Source organism: Arthrobacter sp. Ld5 (assembly GCF_051172775.1).
GTDB lineage: Bacteria > Actinomycetota > Actinomycetes > Actinomycetales > Micrococcaceae > Arthrobacter_D.
The window spans coordinates 100,990-123,256 of the sequence record NZ_JBPKBO010000014.1 but is presented as its reverse complement, the minus strand read 5'-3'; the positions used below and the strand labels follow the sequence as shown (position 1 = coordinate 123,256).

The window sequence follows — 22,267 nt, the reverse complement described above, 5'->3', positions numbered from 1 at the left end:
GGACCCCCGCAGCGGCCCCCGGCCGGGGGCGGGCGTGATCGTCGGCATCGGCGTCGACGTGGTGGACGTCGAACGCTTCCGGCAGCAGCTCGAACGCACCCCGGCGCTCCTCGAGCGGCTGTTCGTGCCGGCCGAGCGCGCGCTGAACACGCGGTCCCTCGCTGCGCGGTTCGCGGCCAAGGAGGCCGTCGCGAAGGCGGTCGGGGCCCCCGTGGGCATGAACTGGCAGCACTGCACCATCGCGGTCGACGAGACCGGGGCGCCGTCGGTGGTCGTCGACGGGACCGTGGCGGAGGCCGCCCGGGCCCGCGGCGTCCAGACCTGGCACCTGTCCATCAGCCACGACGGCGGCCTCGCCACCGCCATGGTGGTGGCCGAGGGCAGCCCACTGATGGGCCGAGAATAGTAACCGTGCTGATTGTCGCTCGGCTTACCGCTAAGCTCGACCATATGCTTCAAGCATTTTCCGGTGGTGACGTCCGCGCTGCGGAGGCACCACTCCTCGACGCCGGCCAGGGGGACGCCCTGATGCAGCGGGCTGCCCATGCCCTGTTCGGCGTCGTCCTCGGTCTCCTCCGCGACGCCGGCCGCGGCACCTACGGGGCCACCGCCGTCGTGCTGGCCGGGAGCGGGAACAACGGTGCGGACGCACTGTACGCGGGGGAGCGGCTCCTGCGGCGGGGTGTCGGTGCCACGGCGATCCTCACCGCGGACCGGGCCCACGAGGCCGCCCTGGACGCCTTCACACGCGCCGGCGGGACGAGCGTCCGGCTGGCCGACGCCCCGGACCTCGCGGCGCTGGCAGCCCATGCGGCGTCCGCCGACGTCCTGCTGGACGGGATCCTCGGCACCGGTGCCAGCGGCGGCCTGCGCGGTCCCGCCGCGGACTTCGTCCGGGTCTTCGACGCCGCCGCCGGCCCGCGCGCCGCCCGGTCCACGCTCGTCGTCGCCTGCGACCTGCCGAGCGGCATCGGCGTGGACACCGGCCGAGTGGACGGGCCCGTCCTCTCCGCGGACGCGACCGTCACGTTCGGGGCCGCGAAAGCCGGCCTCCTGATCGGGGACGGCGCGGTGGCCGCCGGCCAGCTGAACGTCGTCGACATCGGCCTGGACTTCTCCGGCTTCCTCCCGGCGGCGCGCAGCCTCCAGGGAGCCGACGCCGCGGCCCTCCTGCGCCTCCCCGAGCCGCACGACCAGAAGTACTCGCGCGGGGTGATCGGCGTCGCTGCCGGCTCGGCCCGCTACCCGGGGGCCGCCGCCCTCGCCGTCGGTGCGGCCCTGGCCACCGGCGTCGGGATGGTCCGCTACCTCGGACCCGAGGCCGTCGTGTCCCTCGTGCACCAGCGGAACCCCGAAGTGGTCGCATCGACCGGCACGATCGCCGAGGCGCGGTCGCAGGCCTGGCTCGTGGGTCCCGGAGCCGTGGACGACGACGACCAACGGCAGCGCGCGGTCGACGCCATGGCCTCGGGACTCCCCGTCGTCGTCGACGCCGGCGCGCTGGCCGCCGTGCCCGCCCGCGTGGGCCCGCAGGTCCTCCTCACGCCCCACGCGGGGGAACTCCGCGAGCTGCTGGCGGCCCGCGGGGTCGACGTCGAGCGGGCCGAGATCGAGGCCGAGCCCGCGCGGTTCGCCCGGCAGGCCGCCGCGATCACGGGAGCGACGGTGTTGCTCAAGGGGTACACGAGCGTGATCGCCGCCCCGTCCGGCGCCCTGTTCGTCCAGGCCGACGCGACACCCTGGCTCTCCACCGCTGGCTCCGGGGACACGCTCTCCGGGATCATCGGGGCCCTCGCGGCCACGCTGGCCGAGGACGACGGCGCCGCCGACCGCGTGGGCGTCGCCCCCGCGGACCTCTGGGCGGCGACCGCAGCCGCGGGCGCACTGATCCACGGACGGGCGGGGCGGCGCGCCGCGCGGTCCGGACCGGTGGTCGTGTCGGACCTGCCGGATTCCGTCCGCGCGGTGGTCGCGGATCTCGTGGAGGAGCGCCGCCTGGCCGCAACCCCCTGAGCTGACCGACGCGGTCCACCGCGCCGACAAGAGAATGCGTTATGCATGGAGCAGGCACGCGGGGCACCGATGTCCCGCCGCCTGCGAGTACACCGTGACCGCCCATGGAGGCGGGCACGGCAGAAGATACAAGGAGAACTCATGGAACTTTGGCCCGGCGACGCTTACCCCCTGGGAGCCACCTACGATGGCACCGGGACGAACTTCGCGCTCTACAGCGAGGTCGCGGACCTCGTGGTCCTGTGCCTCTTCGACGACGACGGCACGGAGACGCGCATCGAGCTCAAGGAGGTCGACGGCTACGTCTGGCACGGGTACCTCCCGCAGGTCTCTCCCGGGCAGAAGTACGGCTACCGGGTCCACGGCCCGCACAACCCGGCCGAGGGACACCGCTGCAACCCGAACAAGCTCCTCCTCGACCCCTACGCGAAGGCCATCTCCGGCGATCTCGGCTGGGACCAGGCGCTGTTCGGCTACAACTTCGGTGACGAGCACTCCGTCAACGACGAGGACTCCGCCGCGCACATGATGCTCGGCGTCGTCGTCAACCCGTTCTTCAACTGGGACGGCGACCGCATGCCGCGCACGCCCTACCACCAGTCCGTCATCTACGAGGCGCACGTCAAGGGCCTCACCCAGCTGCACCCGGACATCCCCGAGGAGCAGCGCGGCACCTACGCCGGCATCGCCCACCCGTCGGTGATCGCCCACCTGCAGAAGCTCGGCGTCACGGCGATCGAACTCATGCCCGTGCACCAGTTCGTGAACGACAGCACGCTCCAGGAGAAGGGCCTCTCGAACTACTGGGGCTACAACACCATCGGCTTCTTCGCCCCGCACAACAAGTACAACTCCAGCGGCGACCAGGGCGAACAGGTCCAGGAGTTCAAGGCCATGGTGCGGGAACTGCACCTTGCGGGCATCGAGGTCATCCTCGACGTGGTGTACAACCACACCGCCGAGGGAAACCACATGGGCCCCACCATCTCCATGCGCGGCATCGACAACGCGTCCTACTACCGCCTGGTGGAGGACGACAAGCAGTACTACATGGACACCACGGGCACCGGCAACTCCCTCAATGTCGGGAACCCGCACTCCCTGCAGCTGCTCATGGACTCCCTGCGCTACTGGGTGACCGAGATGCACGTCGACGGCTTCCGCTTCGACCTCGCCTCGGCCCTCGCCCGCGAGTTCTACGAGGTTGACCGCCTGTCGGCCTTCTTCGAACTCGTGCAGCAGGACCCGATCGTCTCGCAGGTCAAGCTCATCGCCGAGCCCTGGGACGTCGGACCCGGCGGCTACCAGGTGGGCAACTTCCCGCCGCAGTGGACCGAGTGGAACGGCAAGTACCGCGACACGGTCCGCGACTTCTGGCGGGGCGAGCCCTCCAGCATCGGCGAGTTCGCCTCCCGCCTCACGGGGTCCGCGGACCTCTACGAGCACAGCATGCGCCGCCCCGTCGCGTCGATCAACTTCGTCACCGCCCACGACGGCTTCACGCTGCGCGACCTCGTGTCCTACAACGAGAAGCACAACGAGGCCAACGGCGAGGACAACAACGACGGCGAATCGCACAACCGTTCGTGGAACGGCGGGGCGGAGGGGCCCACCGACGACGCCGAGGTGCTCGCGCTCCGTGCCCGCCAGCAGCGGAACTTCATCGCGACGCTCCTGCTCTCGCAGGGCGTGCCGATGCTGCTGCACGGCGACGAGATCGGCCGCACGCAGGACGGCAACAACAACACCTACTGCCAGGACTCCGAGATCAGCTGGGTGCACTGGGACAAGATGGACCAGCCCCTGCTCGAGTTCACCGCCGCCGTCAACCGCCTGCGCTCGGAGCACCCCACGTTCCGCCGGCGCCGGTTCTTCGACGGACGGCCCGTGCGCCGCGGTGAGGGCGAGGTGCTGCCCGACATCGTCTGGCTGGACACCGCCGGCGAGCTCATGGCGCCCGAGGACTGGAACAGCGGCTTCGGCCGGTCGATCGGTGTGTTCCTCAACGGCCAGGGCATCCAGGGACGTGACGCCCGCGGTCAGCGGATCCTCGACGCCAACTTCCTGCTGTACTTCAACGCGCACGACGAGGCCGTCGACTTCACCATCCCGTCCGACGAGTACGGCACGTCCTGGGACGAAGTGATCGACACGGCCGGCAAGTACGCCGACTCCGCTGCCATCCCGGCCGGTGCCACGGTCTCGGTCGAGGGGAAGTCCATGGTGGTCCTGCGGGCCCACACGGAGGTCGAGGACCTCGACCACTCGGTCGCGGCGTCGCTGGCGATCCTCGCCAACGAGGTCACCGCCAAGACCGGCACCCCCTAGCATCACCCGTCCCGACAGGCACACCCACCCACCGTCCGAGGAGGACCCCCACGTGTTGACACCGAAATCGACCTACCGGCTGCAGATCCGGAGCGAGTTCGACCTGCACCGGGCCGCGGCCCTGGTGCCGTACTTGCACGACCTCGGGGTGGACTGGGTGTACCTGTCGCCGATCCTCACGGCGGAGAAGGGGTCCGGGCATGGCTACGACGTCACGGACCCCACCACCGTGGACCCCGACCGCGGCGGTCCGGACGGCCTCGCTGCCCTCAGCGAGGCCGCCCGGGCCGCGGGCCTGGGTGTGCTCGTGGACATCGTCCCCAACCACATGGGCATCGAGACCCCCGCGGACAACGCCTGGTGGTGGCAGCTCCTTAGGGAGGGCCGCGGCTCGCGCATGGCGGAGGCGTTCGACGTCGACTGGGACGCCAACGACGGGCGCCTCCGCGTCCCGGTCCTCGGCGACGGCGACGACGAGCTGGACCGGCTCGCGGTCGTCGACGGCGAACTGCGCTACTACGACAACCGGTTCCCCATCGCGGACGGCACGGCCCACCCCGGTGACACGGGAGCGGAGGTCCACGCCCGCCAGCACTACGAACTCGTGAACTGGCGCCGGGCCGACGCGGAGCTCAACTACCGCCGGTTCTTCGGCGTCAACACGCTCGCCGGCCTGCGCGTCGAGGTCCCGTGGGTGTTCCAGGAGAGCCACAGCGAGGTGAAGCGGTGGTTCGACGAGGGGCTCGTCGACGGCCTGCGCATCGACCACCCCGACGGGCTCGCCGACCCGAAGGGCTACCTGGAGGACCTCCGCACCCTGACGGGCGGCGCCTACGTGCTCGTCGAGAAGATCCTCGAGCCGGGCGAGAAGCTCCCGACCGACTGGGCGACCGAGGGCACCACCGGGTACGACGCCCTGGCGGACATCGACCGGCTGTTCACCGACCCCGCGGGGGAGCACGCGCTCACGCAGTCCGTGCCCGTGCCGCCGTTCCACGAGATGATCCACGGGACCAAGCGCGGCATCGCCGACGGCATCCTCCGCTCCGAGGTACTGCGGCTCGCGCGGCTCGTCCCGTCCGGGGCGGGGCTCGACGCCGGGGCGGCGGCCGACGCGATCGCGGAACTGCTGACCTGTTTCCCCGTCTACCGCAGCTACCTGCCCGGCGGCGCCGACCACCTCGCCGACGCGGTGCGCGACGCCCAGGTGCGCCGTCCCGACCTCGCGGACACCATCGCCGCGCTCCACCCGCTGCTCAACCCGTACCTCGAGGGCGAGGGTGAGCTCACCGAACTCGCCCGCCGCTTCCAGCAGACCTCCGGCATGGTCATGGCCAAGGGCGTGGAGGACACCGCGTTCTACCGGTACTCGCGCCTCGTGTCGCTGAACGAGGTGGGTGCGGACCCCTCCATCTTCGCGATCGACCCGCTGGAACTGCACCGGCGCCTGCTCGAACGGCAGGCCGAGAGCCCGCTGGCCATGACGACCCTCAGCACGCACGACACCAAGCGCAGCGAGGACACGCGGTCGCGGATCTCGGTCCTGTCCGAGCTCGCCGGCGAGTGGACGGGCATCCTCGACCAGCTCGAGGAACTGGCCCCCATCAAGGATCCGACGTTCGCGCCGCTGCTGTGGCAGTCGCTCGTCGGGGCCTGGCCCATCAGCCGGGAACGGGCCCACGCCTACGCCGAGAAGGCGTCGCGTGAAGCCGATCTCAGCACGCACTGGACCGCGCCGGACGAGGGGTTCGAGCGCGGCATGCACGACGCCGTCGACGCCGCCTTCGACGACGACGCCGTGGCGTCGCTCATCTCGGGTCTCGTCGCGCGGATCCAGCAGGCGGGCTGGTCCAACTCGATCGGCCTGAAGCTGCTCCAGCTCACCATGCCGGGGGTGCCGGACGTGTACCAGGGCACCGAGTTCTGGGACACCTCCCTCGTGGATCCCGACAACCGCCGCGAGGTGGACTACGACGCGCGCCGGCAGGTGCTGACGGACATCGACTTCGGGGCACTGCCCCCGGTGGACGCGGACGCCCACGCGAAGCTGCTCGTCGTCTCCCGTGCCCTCAGGCTGCGCCGTGACCGCCCGGAACTGTTCACCGGCTACACCGCGGTCACGTCCTCCGGCGCGGCGGCCGACCACGTCTTCGCGTTCGACCGGGGAGGGGCCATCACCCTCATCACGCGCCTGCCCTACGGGCTCGCGCAGGGGGAGGGCTGGGGCGACACCACGCTCGAGCTCCCCGAGGGCCGCTACACCTGCGCCCTCACGGGCACCTCGGTGAGCGGCGGGACCGTCCGGGCCGCCGACCTCTTCTCCACCTTCCCCGCAGCGCTACTGGTCCAGGAGGACGCAGCATGAGTTCGCTCTTCGAGGTCTGGGCGCCCCGCGCCACCTCCCTCACCCTCGTCGCCGATGGCGCCCGCTACCCCATGACGCAGGGTGGCGGCGGCTGGTGGCATGCCCCGGACGCTCCCACCGACACCGGGGACGTGTCCTACGGCTATCTCGTCGACGGCTCCGAGACCCCCGTGCCCGACCCCCGGTCGCGGCGCCAGCCCGACGGCGTCCACGGGCTCTCCCGGACCTTCGACCCCGCCGCCCACCAGTGGCAGGACGGCTCGTGGCAGTCCCCGGGGATGAACGGCGGCGTCATCTACGAGATGCACCTCGGCACGTTCACCCCCGAGGGGACGCTCGACGCCGCCATCGGCAAGCTCGGGCACCTGGTGGACCTCGGCGTGCAGTACGTGGAGCTGCTGCCCGTCAACGCGTTCAACGGCACGCACAACTGGGGCTACGACGGCGTCCTCTGGTACGCGGTCCAGGAGACCTACGGCGGCCCCGCCGCCTACCAGCGCTTCGTCGACGCCGCGCACCAGGCGGGCCTGGGCGTCATCCAGGACGTCGTCCACAACCACCTCGGCCCCAGCGGCAACTACCTCGGGCTCTTCGGCCCCTACCTCACCGAGGGCCTGTCCAACACCTGGGGCGACTCCCTGAACCTCGACGGCCCGCAGTCGGACGAGGTCCGCAACTACGTCGTCGACAACCTGCTCATGTGGTTCAGGGACTACCACGTGGACGGGCTCCGCCTCGATGCCGTGCACGCGCTGCACGACGAGCGCGCGGTGCACATCCTCGAGGAGTTCTCCGCCCGCACGGACGAGTGCGCGGCGGAGCTCGGCAAGCCGCTGTTCCTCATCGCCGAATCGGACCTCAACGATCCGCGCCTCATCCGGGGCCGCGACGTCGGGGGCTACGGACTCGCCGGACAGTGGAGCGACGACTTCCACCACGCGGTGCACGTCAACCTCACGGGGGAGACCGAGGGGTACTACCTCGACTTCGACTCGGTCGGAGCGCTCGCCAAGGTGCTCGAGAAGGGCTTTTTCCACAACGGGACCTACTCGTCCTTCAGGGAACGCCACCACGGCCGTGCGATCGACCCGGCCGAGATCAGCCCCCTCCAGCTGGTCGTCGCGACCCAGAACCACGACCAGATCGGCAACCGGGCCGCGGGCGACCGCATCAGCGCGACGCTGAACCCGGCGCAGCTCGCGCAGGCCGCCGTCCTGAACATCCTCGGCCCGTTCACGCCGATGCTGTTCATGGGCGAGGAGTACGGGGCGTCGACGCCCTGGCCGTTCTTCACCTCCCATCCCGAGCCGGAGCTCGGCAAGGCCACCGCGGAGGGACGCCTCAGGGAGTTCGAGCGCATGGGCTGGCGTCCGGAGGACGTCCCCAACCCGCAGGACCCGGCCACCTTCGCCTCCGCGAAACTGGACTGGGCGGAAGCGGAGCAGGGACACCACGCCGAACTCCTGTCCACCTACCGCGAGCTCATCCGCCTGCGCCGGTCACGGCCGGAACTGCGCGACCCCGACTTCCGCAGCGTCTCGGTGGACTACGACGAGGCCGACCGCTGGATCGTCCTGCACCGGGGCACCACCGCCGTCGTCCTCAATCTGGGCGACGCCATGGTGACCGTCCCGGTCGCCGGCAGCACCGCGGAGGTGCTGCTCTCCACGGTGGACGGCGTGGGGCTGCTCGAGGACTCGGTGCAGTTGCCCGCGCACGCGTCCCTGGTCCTCGACCTGAACGGGGCATAGGTCAGGACTCTGCAAGGGTTTCGACAGGAGCGGGAGTCCGCCGGCCGAAGGGTCGGTGGACTCCGGCATACTGGCCGGAGGTTCTCCCGCACGGGAGACGAGACCCCCTGAGCGCCCTGGACGGGCCCGGGAGAACGAGGCGGCAGGAACACCATGACCCTGGACATCACCACACTGCGGGTGGCCTTCGGCGCCGTCGCGATCACCCTCCTGGTGCTGTTCTACACCGTGGCGTTCCGCCAGACCCGCTCCGCCTACAGCGCGTGGTGGTGTGCGGCCATCCTGTTCTTCTGCGCCGGGTCGTCGGGCTACCTGCTCGACGGCACGCAGCACCAGGTCTGGGCTAACCCGGCGGCCAACACCCTGTCGGTGCTGGGCACGGTCAGTGTCTGGGCAGGGGCGCGGACCCTGCGGTCGAGCAGACCCGGCTGGCTCCAGCTGTCGGTGGCGCCGCTGCTCACGCTCCTGGCGTCGGCGTTGGACAGCCCGGCGACGAATGAGTGGTCCGGCGGGCCGGTACTTCTGGGCATGATGTCCGTGACCATCGGACTCGCCTCCTGGGAGCTGTGGCGCCTGCCCGGCAGCTACAGCAGGGTGCAGGCACCCCTCGCGGCCGCGTCCGGGGCGGTCGCGGTGCTGTATCTCGCGCGATGCATCGCCTTCGTCGCGGGAGGCCCCGACGGCTACCTGTTCAGGACCTTCTTCGGATCCAGCATCACGGCACTGGTGACCCTTGTCCTCCTGGTCGTCGTGTCCTTCAGCGCTGCGGCGCTGAGTGCGGAACAGATCGCCTCGGACCTGCGGGCGCGGGCCGATCGTGACGGGTTGACGGGGCTCCTGAACCGGACGGGATTCCTCGATCTCGCACACCTGCACGTCGACCGGCTGGCACGGACGGAACGGCCCGGCGCTCTGATCCTCGCCGACCTCGACTTCTTCAAGGCCGTCAACGACACCCACGGCCACGCGGCGGGTGACAGGGTGCTGGAGGCGTTCGCGCAGGCCTGTACGGAGACCGTCCGGACCACGGATCTCGTGGGCCGCTACGGCGGCGAGGAGTTCATCTTCCTGCTGCCCGGTGCCTCGGCCGCCCGGGCCGAGGACATCACGCGGGACGTGAGCCTGGCGCTGCGGGTCCAGCCCACGCCGGGCGGTTTCGCCACGCCGACGGTCAGCTTCGGCATCTCCTCGATCGGGGCGTGCGGCTACGACCTGGACGCGTCGATCGCGGCCGCCGACCGCGCGCTCTATGCGGCGAAAGCCGGAGGGCGGGACAGGGCCGTCCAGGCCGTCGGCCCGGCGGACCCGGGCGGCGGACCCTTCCCGGAGTCCCCCGACGACGCCGTCGGGGCCCGCACCGGGTAGCCGGAGGACGTTCCGCTACCCGGGTATCGGAGCGTCGTGGCGAGCACCATAGTGAGCTCGCCCGGTCGGAGCGTCGCCGACCACCTCATGGGCAGCGGCGAACTCCCCACGAGGAAGAGCGCGCGGTGGCGGACGGGTCGCCGTTCCCCTCCCGCGGCACGCGCAGAGGGACGCGGGCGTGGCAGAGCCGCCCCGCCCCACGGGTGGCCTAGGGTGGACGGGATCAGAAAGGGGACACTCAGCATGGCATGCACCGGCTGCACGGCACCGTCAGGACTCGACGTCGACTTCAGCATGGCCTTCCAGCCGATCTACGACGCGGCGGACGACCGCGTGTGGGGCTACGAGGCGCTGGTGCGCGGCGTGTCCGGCGAGGGTGCCTACGAGGTCCTGTCGAGGGTCTCGCCGGAGCAGAAATACCGCTTCGACCAGGACTGCCGGATCAAGGCCATCGAACTGGCGTCCCGGCTGTTCCCCGCGGAGGAGCAGCTGAAGCTGTCCATCAACTTCATGCCGAACGCGGTCTACGAACCAGCGGCCTGCCTCCGCGCCACGCTGGTCACCGCCGCGCGGTGCAGCTTCCCGACGTCGTCGATCATGTTCGAGTTCACGGAGAACGAGGAGGTCACGGACACCGCCCACCTCACGAACATCATCACCGAGTACCGCAGGCACGGCTTCACCACTGCCATTGACGACTTCGGGGCCGGCCACGCGGGGTTGGGGCTTCTGGTCCAGTTCCAGCCCGATCTCATCAAGATCGACATGCTGCTCGTCCGGGGAGTGGACAGCAGTCCGGCCCGCCAGGCCGTCGTCACCGGGATCGTGGGCATCGCTCGGGACCTCGGCATCACGGTGCTCGCGGAGGGCATCGAGACGGAGGCCGAATACGTGTTCCTGAAGGAGAGCGGCATCCGTCTGTTCCAGGGCTACTGGTTCGCGAAGCCCGCGTTCGAGGCACTCCCCGCGGTGCGGGTCGGGTGGACTCCGGAGGTCGGTTCCCCCGCGTGACGGCGTGCGGTCCCCTACGATGAGGGAATGACCTATCACCCTGCCGAGAACCGTTATGAGTCGATGCCGTACCGCCGGGTGGGGGCGAGCGGGCTGCATCTGCCGGCGGTGTCGCTGGGCCTGTGGCACAACTTCGGCGACGACAGGGCGTTCGGGGTGCAGCGGGAGATCCTGCGGCGGGCGTTCGACCTGGGCGTGACGCACTTCGATCTGGCGAACAACTACGGTCCGCCGTACGGCAGTGCCGAAACGAACTTCGGCCGGCACCTGAAGGACGATTTCCGGCCGTTCCGGGACGAGCTGGTGATCTCCACGAAGGCCGGGTACGACATGTGGCCGGGTCCGTACGGGAATTTCGGCTCGAGGAAGTACCTGCTGGCGAGCCTGGACCAGTCGTTGGAGCGGATGGGTCTGGAGTACGTGGACATCTTCTACAGCCACCGGCCGGATCCGGGCACCCCGCTGGAGGAGACGATGGGAGCCCTGGACACGGCGGTGCGCTCGGGGCGGGCCCTGTACGCGGGGATCTCCTCGTACTCGGCGGAGCGGACCGTGGAGGCGGCGGCGATCCTGAAGGACCTGGGGACGCCGCTGGTGATCCATCAGCCGTCGTATTCGATGCTGAACCGGTGGACGGAGAACGGGTCCCCGAATCTGTTCGAGGCCTTGGAGCAGGTGGGGGCGGGGTCGATCGCGTTCTCGCCGCTGGCGCAGGGCCTGCTGACGGACCGGTACCTGCACGGGGTGCCCGGGGACTCGCGGGCCGCGGCGGGGAAGTCGCTGGACACCGGTCAGCTCAGTGCGGAGAACCTGGAGCGGATCCGGGGTCTGCACGCGATCGCGGAGGGGCGGGGGCAGTCGCTGGCGCAGCTGGCGATCGCCTGGGTGCTGCGGGACCGGTCCAGGGGCACGGCGGTGACGTCGGCGCTGATCGGGGCCTCCAGTGTGGGTCAGCTCGAGGACAGCCTGGTGGCGATCGGGCGCCTGGACTTCACGGCCGAGGAACTGACGCGCATCGACGAGTTCGCCGTGGAGTCGGACATCAACCTCTGGGCCAACGCCCTCAAGGCCTGATGCTGCGGTTCCGGCAGGCCGAGCCGGAGGACTGGCCGGCCATCTGGTCCATCCTGGAGCCGGTGGCCCGTGCCGGCGAGACCTACTGCTGGGACACCACGATGGACGAGGCGGCGGGGCGCCTCGAGTGGTTCCCCGGTCCGGCCGGGACCGATCCGAGCCTGCGCGTCGTCGTCGCCGTCGACGAGGCCGACGGCCGCGTGGTGGGTACCGCCCAGCTGCACGCCAACCGGGGCGGGAACGGCGCCCACGTCGCGAACGCCTCCTTCCTGGTCGCGGCCGACGCCGGAGGGCGGGGCGTGGGCCGGGCCCTCGCCGGTCATGTGCTCGAGGAGGCGCGGGCGGCGGGCTACACGGCGATGCAGTTCAACGCCGTGGTCCAGACGAACGAACGGGCCCTCGCCCTCTGGTCCTCGCTCGGCTTCACGATCGTCGGCACCGTCCCGGGCGCGTTCCGCCATCCCGGGGTGGGACCGACGGGCCTCCACATCATGCACCGCGTCCTGTAGGGGACCGGCGCGGGCCGGTCGGGTCAGCCGGACCAGGACGCCTTCAGCCGCGGGAACGCCTCTTCGTAGCCCGCGAGCACGCGCGTGGCGGCGTGGAAGGAGTCCACGAGGGGATGCCCTGCGAATGCACGCAGGGCGGCATCGCGGTCCCCCTGGACCGCGGCGCGGATCGTATCCTGCTCGACGGCCTTCACCGAGGCCATGAGCCCCAGCTGGTGGAGGTCCAGCGGGGCCGCCGGCAGGGGCCGCGCGCCGTCGGCGTCCACCACGGACGGCACCTCGACGACGGCGTCCGGGGGCAGCTGCCCGAACGTCCCCCCGTTGCGGACGTTGAGGATCAGCTCCGCGCGCCGGCCGGTGAGCAGGGCGCGCATGACCCGGAGGGCCACGCGCTCGTACCCGCCCCCGGCGAGGTCCGCCTCGTCGCGCTCCTCTCCCGCCGTCCGGGCCTCGGCCAGGTAGCCGGACTCCCGTTCACGCCGGGCGGCTTCCCAGACCGCGAGCGGATCCGCGGACGCGAGGAGCCGGGGGAAGAGGCCCGCCTGCTGGTCGCGGAGCGTCTCGCCGCGGGTCCTGTCCGCACCCCGGATGGAGCGCAGGGCCTCGCGGTGGAAGTAGTAGTAGAACAGGTACTCGTTGGGCACCGCCCCGAGGACCCGGAGGAGGTCCGGGCCGAAGAGGCGCCCCTCCTCGAAGCCCGCCAGGCGCGGGGCGTCGGCGAGCAGCTCCGGGAGGCGGTCGCGCCCGCCGCCGTGCACGTCGAGCCGGCGCAGCCAGCCCAGGTGGTTGAGGCCCACGTAGTCGACCCCGGTGAGGGACCCGCCGAGTTCCACGCCCGCGGCGCGGGCCGCCCGGGTGACGAGGCCCGACGCCGAGTCGCAGATGCCGATCACCCGGTGGCCCAGGACCGCGGCGAGGGCCTCGGTGACCATGCCGGCCGGGTTGGTGAAGTTGACGAGCCACGCGTCGGGCGCCAGGTCCCGCATCAGCGTGGCCACCCGCATCATGTCCGGGATGGACCGCAGGGCGTAGGAGATGCCGCCGGCCCCCACGGTCTCCTGGCCGAGGAGCCCGCAGGCCAGGGCCACGCGTTCGTCGAGGATGCGCCCCTCCGCCCCGCCGCTGCGCACCGCAGCGAACACGAGATCGGCGCCGGGCAGTGCCTCCTCCAACCGGGACGCCACGCGGACCGTCGGCGCCGGCAGTCCCCCCGGCGGCAGTGCGGCGAGCACCCGGGCGATGGCGCGGGCGCGGTCGGGCAGGGTGTCCACCAGGACGACGTCGGACACGAGCCCGGCGAACGGTGCGGAGGACAGCGCGCGGTGCACCAGGGGCACGCGGAAGCCCCCGCCGCCCACGACGACCAGGGTTGCGCCGGCGCTCATCGGCCGCCGCGGAACAGGGCGCGGCGCAGCGCGTACACCTGCGTACCGGCGAGCGCGAGGCCGATGAGCACGCACAGCACCACCGGCACCGACGTCGTGTACGCGAGGACGAAGCCGAGCGAGACGGCGAAGACCACGGCCGCCACGCCCACCAGGATGCGGGCTCCGATGGGCAGCAACGGAGGGGCGCCGGACGGACGCCGGGACGAGCCGTCGTCGTCCCCGGTGCTGTCGGTGTCCCTGGTCGTGTCCCGGGTCATGGTGTCCCTGCCATGACCCCAGCCTACGGAAGACGGGCCGGAAGCTCGCCCCCCGGGGTGATTCGACGGACCGGGCACTCCCGGGGGCCGCCGACCCCGCGCCGGAGCAGTAAGGTGCCGTACATGGTCCAACAGCACCGCTTCGATCCCCTGGCAGCCACGCGGGGCCCGGACGGGCCCGAGTTCGACCTGCTGCTCACCGGGCAGGTGTTCTTCGACATCGTCTTCACGGGGCTGGAGCAGCTGCCGGCGCCCGGGACGGAGGTCTGGACCGACGGCATGGGCTCCGGTCCCGGAGGGATCGCGAACCAGGCCATCGCCGCCAGCCGCCTCGGACTGCGCACCACGCTCGCCGCGGCGTTCGGCGACGACGGCTACGGCCAGTTCAACTGGGACGTGCTGCAGGACCAGGAACACGTGGACCTCTCCCGCTCCCGCGTCTTCGGGCAGTGGCACTCCCCGGTCACGGTCTCCCTCTCGGTGCACCAGGACCGGTCGATGGTGACGCACGGCCACGCTGCGCCGCTGCGCGCCACCGAGCTCATCGGGGTGCCGCCGTCCTGCCGTGCCGCCGTCGTCGGTGTGGAGCGGGAGATGGAGCCGTGGGCGGATGCCGCGGCGGGCCGCGGCACGAAGCTCTTCGGCAACGTGGGGTGGGACCCGGACGGGGAATGGGCGCCCGAGGCGCTCGCCTCCCTCGACGCCTTCTACGCCTTCCTGCCCAACGCCGTCGAAGCCATGGCGTACACGCGCACCGACGACCCGTGGGCCGCGCTGTACTCGCTGGCGGACCGGGTGCCGGTCGCCGTCGTCACGGTCGGGCAGCACGGTGCCATCGCCATCGACTCGCTCACGGGGGAGGAGGAGTGGATGCCGGCCCTGCCCGTGTCCGCCCATGATCCCACCGGAGCGGGGGACTGCTTCAGCGCCGCCTTCGTCATGGCCGACCTCGCGGGGTTCCGGCTCGCCGACCGCCTGGCGTTCGCGAATCTCTGCGCGTCGTTGTCCGTGCAGCACGTCGGCGGTTCGCTGGCCGCGCCCGGATGGGGCGACATCGCGGACTGGTGGCACCGGGTCAGCGCCGGGGGTGACGCGGTGCAGAAGCAGCTGCGGCGACGCTACGCGTTCCTGGAGGGCCTGGTCTCCGATGTTCCTGGCCAGGCCTCCCGCAGGGCGACGGCGACGATCGCCCGGCACTCCGACGCCTCGCCGTCGATCCGCCCCTGCGAGGGCGGCCCGGAGGCGCCGGACACCCGGTGACGGGTCCTCACACGCTGCCGGCCGTCGCCAGGACGGGCGCCGGCCCTGGAGTCGCCGCCCCCACGGACCGCGTGGCGAGTGCCGCGAGCCAGATCGCGAGGGCACCGAGGGCGGCCCCGGCGGCGACGTCGACGACGTAGTGCCAGCCGAAGTAGACGGTCGCGAGGGCAGTGAGCAGCGTGTAGGCCCAGAGCGCCGCCCTGATCACGCGCGGCAGGCGGAGCAGGTGCGCCATGACGGCGGCCGTGAAGACGACCGAGACGTGCAGGGAGGCAAACGCCGCGATGCCGTGCACCGACTGCGTGGCGTGGGGGTCGGCCAGGACCCGCACCCGGTTGCGGTAGAGGGCTTCCTGCAGGGCGGTGACCGCGGTGTCCGGCAGATCCGAGAAGTGTCGGGGCTCCACGTAGATGGGGCCGAGGGAGGGCAGGGCGTAGTAGCTGAGCGCCCCGAGGATCCAGTTGAAGGACAGCGCGGTGACGTACCAGGCCCCGTGCGAGAGCCGCCGCGACCAGACGAGCGCCGCCGCCACGGACACGGGCACGAACACGAGGTAGGACACGTAGACGGCCGCCAGGAGGTGCGCGCTCGTCCCCGTGCCGAGGACCTGCTGGAGCACGTCGCCGGGGTGGTCGCCGCCCAGGAGCCAGCGGTCACTCGCCTGCAGGAGCGGGTCCGTCACGCGGTCGCGGACGAACGGCAGGAAGCTCTTCATGTTCCGGTACGAGACGTACGCCAGGTAGAAGGTCAGCAGGCCCACGGAGGTCGCCACCAGCCGCGGCGCAGGCCAGCGTCGCCGCAGTTCCTGGATCGCCGCGGGCAGCATGCCTCCCTGGGCGGTCCGCCGGCGCAGCATGGAGGGGATCATGTCGACCAGGATCAGGGCCGCCAGGAGCAGGGGCAGGCGGACGTAGCTCGGGCCGAGGAAACCGTCGGGATCGCGCAGGGGTAGGCCGGAGGCGACGGCCACCACGGCCGTGAGGACGGCGAAGGCAGCCGCCACCGCGAAGGGGAGGCGGAACAGTGTGGAGGGGGCATGCCCCGTCGTCGGGGGCGCGGACTTCATCAGACAGTTCTAATGCATCAGGGGCCCGTCATGGTCACGGCACTCCGTCCACCGACGTCCTGCTTTTCCGGGACACGCCGCTCAGCCCCGCAGCGCCGCCGCCTCGCCCAGCCACCGGGCGTACCGGGCCCACGGGTCCTCCACCCCGGCCGCGAGGCCACGGACGTGCTCCTCGAGGGCGGGTGACGCGGCGAACCACTCCGAGCGGCCGAGGCGGAACGCGGCGAACTCCTGATGGCGACGATGCTCGAGCAGCCGGTCGCCCTTCTCGAACGCCAGCACCTCGTCATGCCACAGGCGGGCGAACCGCTGCCGGGGGTTCGCCGTCGTGCCGATCTTGATCCGATCCCCGAAGCGGAGGTAGTACACGATGTCCACGCGCGGCGGCGGCAGGCCGTCGTCGAGGACATCGCCGACCCGCCACTCGCAGGCCGCGCACACCCAGCCGGAGGGATACCGAACACCGAGGCGGGAGCCGCAGGCGCGGCAGGCGCCGGGCAGGACGTCGGTCACGCCGTACTCGGCAGCGACCCAGTCGCCGATCATCGCCGCGTGGGCGCGGCACACGGGCACGGAAGCGCCGACCGCGGCTCCACCGCAGGGCAGGCCGTCCTCCCGGCGGAGTTCGCAGGTAGGGCCGGCCTCGTCCGAATCGAACATGTCTTCGATCCTCCCGGCCGGTGCCACCGGGCGCAAGCCCGCCGCCCGCGCACCCCGCGGTCGGCGGGCGTCCAGACGGAACTGGCAGAATGGGCCGGGTGACTTTCCCCGAACGCGCCGCAGAGATCGACCTCGATGCGCTGCGGCACAACATCCGCCACCTCCGCGACGTGGCCCACCCCGCGCGCGTGATGGCGGTCGTGAAGGCCGACGCCTACGGTCACGGCGCACTGCCCGTGGCCCGCGCCGCCCTCGAGGCGGGGGCGGCCTGGCTCGGCGTGGCCCATGTCAGCGAGGGCGTCGCCCTGAGGGAGGCCGGTATCGAGGCGCCCATCCTCGCCTGGCTGCACACCTCCCGCACCGACTTCGCCGCCGGCGTGGAGCACGGACTGGACCTCGGGATCTCCGGGTGGGAGCTCGAGCACGTGGTCGCCGCCGCGCGCGAGCTCGAGCGTCCCGCCATCGTGCACCTGAAGATCGACACCGGGCTGGGCCGCAACGGCTGCCCGCCGGAGCAGTGGGACGCCCTGCTCGGCCGCGCCGTCGCCTACCAGGAGGAGGGCCTCATCCGCGTGGTCGGCGTCTTCTCCCACCTGGCCGTCGCCGACGAGCCCGCCCGGCCGGAGACGGACCTGCAGGTCCGGGCGTTCCGCGACGCCGTCGCCGCCGCGGAGAACGCCGGGCTCGACGTCGAGGTGCGGCACCTCGCGAACACCCCCGCCACGTTCTCGCGCCCCGACTGCCACTTCGACCTGGTGCGCGTGGGCCTGGGCATCTACGGGCTCTCACCCTTCGCCGACCAGGGGCCCGAGGACCTGGGGCTGCGGCCCGTCATGACGTTCAGCACCACGGTGGCGAACTGCAAGGAGGTACCCGCCGGCCAGGGCGTCTCCTACGGGTACGCGTACCGCACCCGCAAGGCCACCACGCTCGGGCTCATCCCCGTCGGGTACGCGGACGGGGTTCCCCGCATCGCCACCGGGGCGCCGGTCCTGGTGGGCGGGCGCGTCTACCCCGTGGTCGGTCGGATCGCGATGGACCAGCTCGTCATCGACTTCGGGGCCACCGGCCTGGCGGACACCCCGGCGAGCCCCCTGGGCCAGCGTGCGGTCCTGTTCGGCGGTCGGGACGCCCCGCCCGTCGAGGACTGGGCCGCCGCCGCGCAGACCATCAACTACGAGGTGGTCACCCGCATCAGCGACCGCGTGGAACGGGTGTACCTCGAGGCACCCCGGGAGGGCGGCGATGACACCGGTGCCTGAGTGGACGGTGTCGTACGACGTCGGGTCGGCCGCCGAGCTCCAGGCGCTCGCCGCCGTCCTCGCCGGGCACCTCCGGGCGGGGGACCTGCTGGTCCTCTCGGGTGAGCTGGGTGCCGGCAAGACCACATTCACGCAGGGCCTAGGGCGCGGCCTCGCCGTCCAGGACCGCATCATCTCGCCCACCTTCGTGCTCGTCCGCCAGCACCCCGCGCGCGACGGTCGGCCGGGACTCGTCCACGTGGACGCCTACCGGCTCGAGAGCGCCGCCGCCGTCGACGACCTCGACCTCGAGGCGACCCTGGACGCCAACGTCACGGTCATCGAGTGGGGTGCCGGACGCGTGGAGCACCTCGCCGACAGCTGGCTCCGCGTGGAGATCATCCGACCGCTCGGCGGCGCCGGCCCGGACGGGCCCGGAGCCGGACCCGTCACGGACTTCGCCGACGACGGCGAGGACGAGGTGCGCACCGTCACGCTCTCGGGCGCCGGTCCGCGCTGGGCCGGAGGGCCGCCCGCGCTGCCGCTCGACTAGGATTGTCGGGTGCTTCTCCTCGCCCTCGACACCTCCGCCGCGGCCACTGTGGCGCTCCTGCGCGACGACGTCGTCGTCGGCCGGTTCGCCAGCGCCGACACCCGCTCGCACGCGGAGGTCCTCGCCCCGGCGGTGCGCCGCATCCTGTCCGAGGCCGGGGTGGCGGGGACCGACCTCGACGCCGTCGTCGCCGGTGTGGGCCCCGGGCCGTTCACCGGACTGCGCGCCGGTCTCGTGACCGCCCGGACCCTCGGTTTCGTGTGGGGCGTACCGCTGCACGGGGTCATGAGCCTGGACGCCCTCGCCTTCGACGCCGTGACGGGCGGTGCGGTGCCGGCCGGCAGCGGGTTCCTCGTGGGGACCGACGCCCGCCGGGGCGAGGTGTACTGGGCGGCGTACCGGGCGCCGTCGCGGTCGGGTGACCTTCCCGACCTCGTCGACGGTCCGCACGTGGGCGCCGCCGCCGCGCTGCCCGGGGGCCGGCCGCTGGTCGGGAGGGCCGCGAGCCTGTACCCCGACGCCGTCGACGGCGTCCCGGCCTTCGCGGCGTCGGACCCCGACGCCGCCTCCCTGGCCCGGGTGGCCCACCGACGACTGCTCGCGGGCGCATCCCTGCGGGACACCTCGCCGCTGTACCTGCGCGAGTCGGACGCGCAGGTACCCGGGCCGAGGAAGCGGGCGACGGCGTGAGCTTCCTCCTCCGGGACCTGGCCTTCGAGGACATCGAGGCCATCGGCCGGCTCGAGAACGAGCTGTTCCCCACCGACGCCTGGCCGCTGGAGATGTTCTACACGGAGTTCTTCCAGCCGGACACGCGGCGCTACCTGGTGGCCGAGGTGGACGGCGACGCCGTCGGCTACGCGGGCCTCATGGTGATCGACACGACGGCCGACATCCAGACCATCGGCGTGCTGCCGCGCTTCGAGGGCCGGGGCATCGGGCGGGCACTGCTCACCGAGCTGCTCCACGAGGCGCGCCGGCGCGGTGCCGACAACGTGATGCTCGAGGTCCGGGCCGACAATCCCCGCGCCCAGGCGCTCTACGAACGGTTCGGCTTCCGGAGGATCCACACCCGGAAGAAGTACTACCGCGACGGGGTGGACGCCTGGGTGATGCGGCTCGGCCTGGCCTCGGACGGAGAAAGGACACCATGACCACCGACCGGCCCCTGGTCCTCGGCATCGAATCCTCGTGCGACGAGACCGGCATCGGGATCGTCCGCGGCACCGAACTGCTGACCAACACCGTGTCCTCCTCGATGGACGAGCACGTCCGCTTCGGCGGCGTCATCCCCGAGATCGCCTCGCGCGCGCACCTCGAGGCCTTCGTCCCGACCCTCCGGGCGGCGCTCGACGACGCCGGCGTGACGCTCGACGAGCTCGACGCGATCGCCGTCACGGCCGGTCCCGGGCTTTCCGGTGCCCTCATGGTCGGCGTCTCCGCGGCGAAGGCGCTCGCCGTCGCCACGGGCAAGCCGCTCTACGCGATCAACCACCTCGTGGCGCACGTCGGCGTCGGCGTGCTGGGCGGCACGTTCAGCGACGGCCTGCCGGCAAACCTGGGCGCGCTGCTCGTCTCGGGCGGGCACACCGAGATCCTCCGTGTCGGCAGCATCGCCGACGAGGTCGAACTGCTCGGGTCAACCATCGACGACGCCGCCGGCGAGGCCTACGACAAGACGGCGCGGATCCTGGGCCTCGGATACCCCGGCGGGCCCGCCATCGACCGGCTGGCGCGGCAGGGCGATCCGCGGGCCATCCGCTTCCCGCGCGGGCTCTCGCAGCCGAAGTACATGGGCAGCGCCGAGGAGCCCGGGCCCCACCGGTACGACTGGTCCTTCAGCGGCCTCAAGACCGCCGTCGCCCGCTCGGTGGAGCAGTACGAGGCGGCCGGGCTGGAGGTGCCCGTGGCGGACATTGCGGCGTCCTTCCAGGAGGCCGTGGTGGACATCATCACGTCGAAGGCCGTCCTCGCCTGCCGCGAGCACGGCATCACCCACCTGCTGCTGGGCGGGGGTGTGGCCGCCAACCGGCGCCTCCGGCAGCTGGCGGGCGAGAGGTGCGCGCACGCGGGCATCACCCTGACGGTCCCGGCGCCCTCGCTGTGCACGGACAACGGCGCCATGGTCGCCGCGCTCGGGGCGCAGATCGTACTGGCCGGGGGCAGCCCCAGCGGGATCGCGTTCGGGACCGATCCGTCCCTCCCCGTCACCCGCATCGCCCTGGCCGGCGCGTAAGTGTGCTGATTGCTAGACAGACTAGCTTTACAGACCCCTAGTGGACAGCTAGATTAGGGGCAGGTCAAGAAAACGGCCTGCCCCTTTCTGACCTGAAGGTCAAGCCATGACAATCACACCCCAGATTCCCGCTCGCACCGATGACGATGCAGCCCCCGTCCAGCCCGCCGGCCACGACAGCGATTTCGACGCCTGGCCCGGGATGGCGACCGGCCAACTCGCCACGGCCCGGCAGGCGGCAGAACCGCTGGTCCTGCCGTACGACCTCACCGGGACCACGACACGGCAGCTCCGGCGCCTGGTCAACCAGATGTACAAGGCGCTCGACGCCGACTTCCCGCCCTACGGCGCCCAGGAGGACTACGACCGCCTGGCCGACGAACTGGAGCGGCGCGCGGCCGAGGCCCGCGAGGGCTCCGGCGGGGCCGAGCGTCCCGGCGCCTTCCGCGACAACCCCATGAACCACCGCTTCGAGCTCTTCCAGGACGGCATGCTCGCGGGCTACGTCACCTACTCGCTGCGGGCCGGCACGCTGCAGCTTCATCGCACCGTCGTCGCGGGGGCCTTCGAGGGGTCGGGACTGGAGGGCGTGCTCATCCGGAAAGTCCTGCTCGACGCCCACAAACGGCGCCTCGCCGCCGTGCCCTACTGCGACCAGGTGCAGGCCTTCCTGGCGGACAACCCCCAGTACCGCAGCCTCGTCGCGATCTAGGTCGGCAGGTCCGCCCGACGCGGTCACGGTCGGCCACGACGCGGCTGCCGTTCACCCTGCGCCGGGCGGTAGGCGCTGCGCTCAGGCCGGGAGGTCTCCGACGCTGGTGTACTTCCGGCGCCAGTCGGCGCCCTCCTCGCCGCCGTACACGGTCCAGTACTCCCGGCCCGAGACGATCTCGCCGCCGGACACCGTCCAGATCGACACCACGCGGAAGATCCCCACGTCCTCCTGGGGAACCTGCACCTCGGACACCACCACCCCGCCGGCGTCGTAGACCTCGAGCACGTCGATGCTCCAGCCGTTCGGGCGCCCGGAGTTCACCGCGACCATGTTGTCCCTGCCGCGGATGACCTCGCGGGTGACGGGCCAGAACACCTCCACGTCTTCCGCGAACACCTGCCCGACCGCCGTCCAGTCCCTGCTCCACACCGACGACCAGTAGCGCCGGACAACCTCGATGGATTCCATGGGCCGA

Annotated in this window: 21 protein-coding genes; 16 read left to right on the top strand and 5 right to left on the bottom strand. The window is 71.9% G+C overall.

Annotated elements, in window-relative coordinates; all coding sequences use genetic code 11:
* The first annotated feature begins 34 nt into the window (after nucleotides 1-34).
* The 9 genes from ACSGDB_RS04885 (at nucleotide 35) to ACSGDB_RS04845 (ending at nucleotide 12,416) form a co-directional block, all read left to right on the top strand.
* Nucleotides 35-406, top strand: a complete 372-nt coding sequence (locus ACSGDB_RS04885; protein WP_434993320.1) for a holo-ACP synthase — start codon at nucleotides 35-37, stop codon at nucleotides 404-406.
* 44 nt (nucleotides 407-450) lie between these two features.
* Complete coding sequence (locus tag ACSGDB_RS04880; RefSeq protein WP_434993319.1) at nucleotides 451-2,013, top strand: bifunctional ADP-dependent NAD(P)H-hydrate dehydratase/NAD(P)H-hydrate epimerase; 1,563 nt, start codon at nucleotides 451-453, stop codon at nucleotides 2,011-2,013.
* Between the two features lie 141 nt (nucleotides 2,014-2,154).
* Nucleotides 2,155-4,341, top strand: coding sequence for a glycogen debranching protein GlgX (gene glgX / locus ACSGDB_RS04875; protein ID WP_434993318.1), 2,187 nt, complete (start codon nucleotides 2,155-2,157; stop codon nucleotides 4,339-4,341).
* 52 nt (nucleotides 4,342-4,393) lie between these two features.
* The gene (treY, locus tag ACSGDB_RS04870) at nucleotides 4,394-6,706 is read left to right on the top strand and encodes a malto-oligosyltrehalose synthase (protein WP_434993317.1); all 2,313 of its coding nucleotides are present in this window, start codon (nucleotides 4,394-4,396) and stop codon (nucleotides 6,704-6,706) included.
* On the top strand, nucleotides 6,703-8,457 hold the full coding sequence (gene treZ / locus ACSGDB_RS04865; protein ID WP_434993315.1) for a malto-oligosyltrehalose trehalohydrolase: 1,755 nt from the start codon (nucleotides 6,703-6,705) through the stop codon (nucleotides 8,455-8,457). The genes treY and treZ overlap by 4 nt, the downstream gene beginning before the upstream one ends.
* 153 nt (nucleotides 8,458-8,610) lie before the next feature.
* Nucleotides 8,611-9,822 (top strand): GGDEF domain-containing protein, encoded by a 1,212-nt coding sequence (locus tag ACSGDB_RS04860; RefSeq protein ID WP_434993313.1) that lies wholly within the window; start codon nucleotides 8,611-8,613, stop codon nucleotides 9,820-9,822.
* A 243-nt stretch (nucleotides 9,823-10,065) separates the two neighbouring features.
* The gene (locus ACSGDB_RS04855) at nucleotides 10,066-10,833 is read left to right on the top strand and encodes an EAL domain-containing protein (protein ID WP_434993312.1); all 768 of its coding nucleotides are present in this window, start codon (nucleotides 10,066-10,068) and stop codon (nucleotides 10,831-10,833) included.
* Between the two features lie 27 nt (nucleotides 10,834-10,860).
* The gene (gene mgrA / locus ACSGDB_RS04850; protein WP_434993311.1) at nucleotides 10,861-11,907 is read left to right on the top strand and encodes an L-glyceraldehyde 3-phosphate reductase; all 1,047 of its coding nucleotides are present in this window, start codon (nucleotides 10,861-10,863) and stop codon (nucleotides 11,905-11,907) included.
* On the top strand, nucleotides 11,907-12,416 hold the full coding sequence (locus ACSGDB_RS04845) for a GNAT family N-acetyltransferase (RefSeq protein ID WP_434993309.1): 510 nt from the start codon (nucleotides 11,907-11,909) through the stop codon (nucleotides 12,414-12,416). The genes mgrA and ACSGDB_RS04845 overlap by 1 nt, the downstream gene beginning before the upstream one ends.
* 23 nt (nucleotides 12,417-12,439) lie before the next feature.
* Here the strand turns inward: ACSGDB_RS04845 and ACSGDB_RS04840 are convergent, their stop codons facing one another.
* Together ACSGDB_RS04840 and ACSGDB_RS04835 are read right to left on the bottom strand one after the other, a co-directional pair.
* The gene (locus ACSGDB_RS04840; RefSeq protein WP_434993307.1) at nucleotides 12,440-13,801 is read right to left on the bottom strand and encodes a 6-phospho-beta-glucosidase; all 1,362 of its coding nucleotides are present in this window, start codon (nucleotides 13,799-13,801) and stop codon (nucleotides 12,440-12,442) included.
* On the bottom strand, nucleotides 13,798-14,061 hold the full coding sequence (locus ACSGDB_RS04835) for a hypothetical protein (protein ID WP_434993304.1): 264 nt from the start codon (nucleotides 14,059-14,061) through the stop codon (nucleotides 13,798-13,800). The genes ACSGDB_RS04840 and ACSGDB_RS04835 overlap by 4 nt, the downstream gene beginning before the upstream one ends.
* Nucleotides 14,062-14,184: 123 nt before the next feature.
* Here ACSGDB_RS04835 and ACSGDB_RS04830 point away from each other — a divergent pair, with 123 nt between their 5' ends.
* Entirely contained in the window at nucleotides 14,185-15,321 is a 1,137-nt protein-coding gene (locus ACSGDB_RS04830) for a PfkB family carbohydrate kinase (protein WP_434993302.1), read from the top strand.
* A gap of 7 nt (nucleotides 15,322-15,328) precedes the next feature.
* Here the strand turns inward: ACSGDB_RS04830 and ACSGDB_RS04825 are convergent, their stop codons facing one another.
* Together ACSGDB_RS04825 and ACSGDB_RS04820 are read right to left on the bottom strand one after the other, a co-directional pair.
* Nucleotides 15,329-16,387 (bottom strand): phosphatase PAP2 family protein, encoded by a 1,059-nt coding sequence (locus ACSGDB_RS04825; protein ID WP_434993301.1) that lies wholly within the window; start codon nucleotides 16,385-16,387, stop codon nucleotides 15,329-15,331.
* An 81-nt stretch (nucleotides 16,388-16,468) separates the two neighbouring features.
* On the bottom strand, nucleotides 16,469-17,047 hold the full coding sequence (locus ACSGDB_RS04820) for a GIY-YIG nuclease family protein (protein ID WP_434993300.1): 579 nt from the start codon (nucleotides 17,045-17,047) through the stop codon (nucleotides 16,469-16,471).
* A gap of 89 nt (nucleotides 17,048-17,136) precedes the next feature.
* Between ACSGDB_RS04820 and alr the strand changes: the two genes are divergently transcribed.
* The 6 genes from alr (at nucleotide 17,137) to ACSGDB_RS04790 (ending at nucleotide 21,789) form a co-directional block, all read left to right on the top strand.
* Nucleotides 17,137-18,309: an alanine racemase gene (gene alr / locus ACSGDB_RS04815; protein ID WP_434993298.1), complete on the top strand. Its 1,173-nt coding sequence runs from the start codon at nucleotides 17,137-17,139 to the stop codon at nucleotides 18,307-18,309.
* Entirely contained in the window at nucleotides 18,293-18,841 is a 549-nt protein-coding gene (tsaE, locus tag ACSGDB_RS04810) for a tRNA (adenosine(37)-N6)-threonylcarbamoyltransferase complex ATPase subunit type 1 TsaE (protein ID WP_434993295.1), read from the top strand. Before alr ends, tsaE begins: the two co-directional genes overlap by 17 nt.
* Before the next feature lie 9 nt (nucleotides 18,842-18,850).
* A complete protein-coding gene (gene tsaB, locus ACSGDB_RS04805; protein ID WP_434993293.1) occupies nucleotides 18,851-19,531 on the top strand; it encodes a tRNA (adenosine(37)-N6)-threonylcarbamoyltransferase complex dimerization subunit type 1 TsaB in 681 nt (226 codons plus the stop codon).
* On the top strand, nucleotides 19,528-19,995 hold the full coding sequence (gene rimI / locus ACSGDB_RS04800; protein WP_434993290.1) for a ribosomal protein S18-alanine N-acetyltransferase: 468 nt from the start codon (nucleotides 19,528-19,530) through the stop codon (nucleotides 19,993-19,995). The genes tsaB and rimI overlap by 4 nt, the downstream gene beginning before the upstream one ends.
* The gene (tsaD, locus tag ACSGDB_RS04795; protein WP_434993287.1) at nucleotides 19,992-21,077 is read left to right on the top strand and encodes a tRNA (adenosine(37)-N6)-threonylcarbamoyltransferase complex transferase subunit TsaD; all 1,086 of its coding nucleotides are present in this window, start codon (nucleotides 19,992-19,994) and stop codon (nucleotides 21,075-21,077) included. Before rimI ends, tsaD begins: the two co-directional genes overlap by 4 nt.
* A gap of 106 nt (nucleotides 21,078-21,183) precedes the next feature.
* Complete coding sequence (locus ACSGDB_RS04790) at nucleotides 21,184-21,789, top strand: GNAT family N-acetyltransferase (RefSeq protein ID WP_434993285.1); 606 nt, start codon at nucleotides 21,184-21,186, stop codon at nucleotides 21,787-21,789.
* A gap of 81 nt (nucleotides 21,790-21,870) precedes the next feature.
* Here ACSGDB_RS04790 and ACSGDB_RS04785 read toward each other — a convergent pair whose 3' ends face one another.
* Nucleotides 21,871-22,260: a nuclear transport factor 2 family protein gene (locus tag ACSGDB_RS04785; RefSeq protein WP_434993283.1), complete on the bottom strand. Its 390-nt coding sequence runs from the start codon at nucleotides 22,258-22,260 to the stop codon at nucleotides 21,871-21,873.
* Nucleotides 22,261-22,267: the final 7 nt, after the last annotated feature.

Excerpts from the sequence above, each read along its gene's own strand:
- tsaD (WP_434993287.1), top strand. The coding sequence starts at position 19,992 with ATGACCACCGACCGGCCCCTGGTCCTCGGCATCGAATCCTCGTGCGAC.
- ACSGDB_RS04855 (WP_434993312.1), top strand. The coding sequence starts at position 10,066 with ATGGCATGCACCGGCTGCACGGCACCGTCAGGACTCGACGTCGACTTC.
- ACSGDB_RS04785 (WP_434993283.1), bottom strand. The coding sequence starts at position 22,260 with ATGGAATCCATCGAGGTTGTCCGGCGCTACTGGTCGTCGGTGTGGAGC.
- ACSGDB_RS04820 (WP_434993300.1), bottom strand. The coding sequence starts at position 17,047 with ATGTTCGATTCGGACGAGGCCGGCCCTACCTGCGAACTCCGCCGGGAG.
- ACSGDB_RS04835 (WP_434993304.1), bottom strand. The coding sequence starts at position 14,061 with ATGACCCGGGACACGACCAGGGACACCGACAGCACCGGGGACGACGAC.
- ACSGDB_RS04880 (WP_434993319.1), top strand. The coding sequence starts at position 451 with ATGCTTCAAGCATTTTCCGGTGGTGACGTCCGCGCTGCGGAGGCACCA.
- mgrA (WP_434993311.1), top strand. The coding sequence starts at position 10,861 with ATGACCTATCACCCTGCCGAGAACCGTTATGAGTCGATGCCGTACCGC.
- treZ (WP_434993315.1), top strand. The coding sequence starts at position 6,703 with ATGAGTTCGCTCTTCGAGGTCTGGGCGCCCCGCGCCACCTCCCTCACC.
- ACSGDB_RS04860 (WP_434993313.1), top strand. The coding sequence starts at position 8,611 with ATGACCCTGGACATCACCACACTGCGGGTGGCCTTCGGCGCCGTCGCG.
- alr (WP_434993298.1), top strand. The coding sequence starts at position 17,137 with ATGGGCCGGGTGACTTTCCCCGAACGCGCCGCAGAGATCGACCTCGAT.
- ACSGDB_RS04830 (WP_434993302.1), top strand. The coding sequence starts at position 14,185 with ATGGTCCAACAGCACCGCTTCGATCCCCTGGCAGCCACGCGGGGCCCG.
- ACSGDB_RS04790 (WP_434993285.1), top strand. The coding sequence starts at position 21,184 with ATGACAATCACACCCCAGATTCCCGCTCGCACCGATGACGATGCAGCC.
- glgX (WP_434993318.1), top strand. The coding sequence starts at position 2,155 with ATGGAACTTTGGCCCGGCGACGCTTACCCCCTGGGAGCCACCTACGAT.
- ACSGDB_RS04845 (WP_434993309.1), top strand. The coding sequence starts at position 11,907 with ATGCTGCGGTTCCGGCAGGCCGAGCCGGAGGACTGGCCGGCCATCTGG.
- ACSGDB_RS04825 (WP_434993301.1), bottom strand. The coding sequence starts at position 16,387 with ATGAAGTCCGCGCCCCCGACGACGGGGCATGCCCCCTCCACACTGTTC.
- tsaE (WP_434993295.1), top strand. The coding sequence starts at position 18,293 with ATGACACCGGTGCCTGAGTGGACGGTGTCGTACGACGTCGGGTCGGCC.
- ACSGDB_RS04840 (WP_434993307.1), bottom strand. The coding sequence starts at position 13,801 with ATGAGCGCCGGCGCAACCCTGGTCGTCGTGGGCGGCGGGGGCTTCCGC.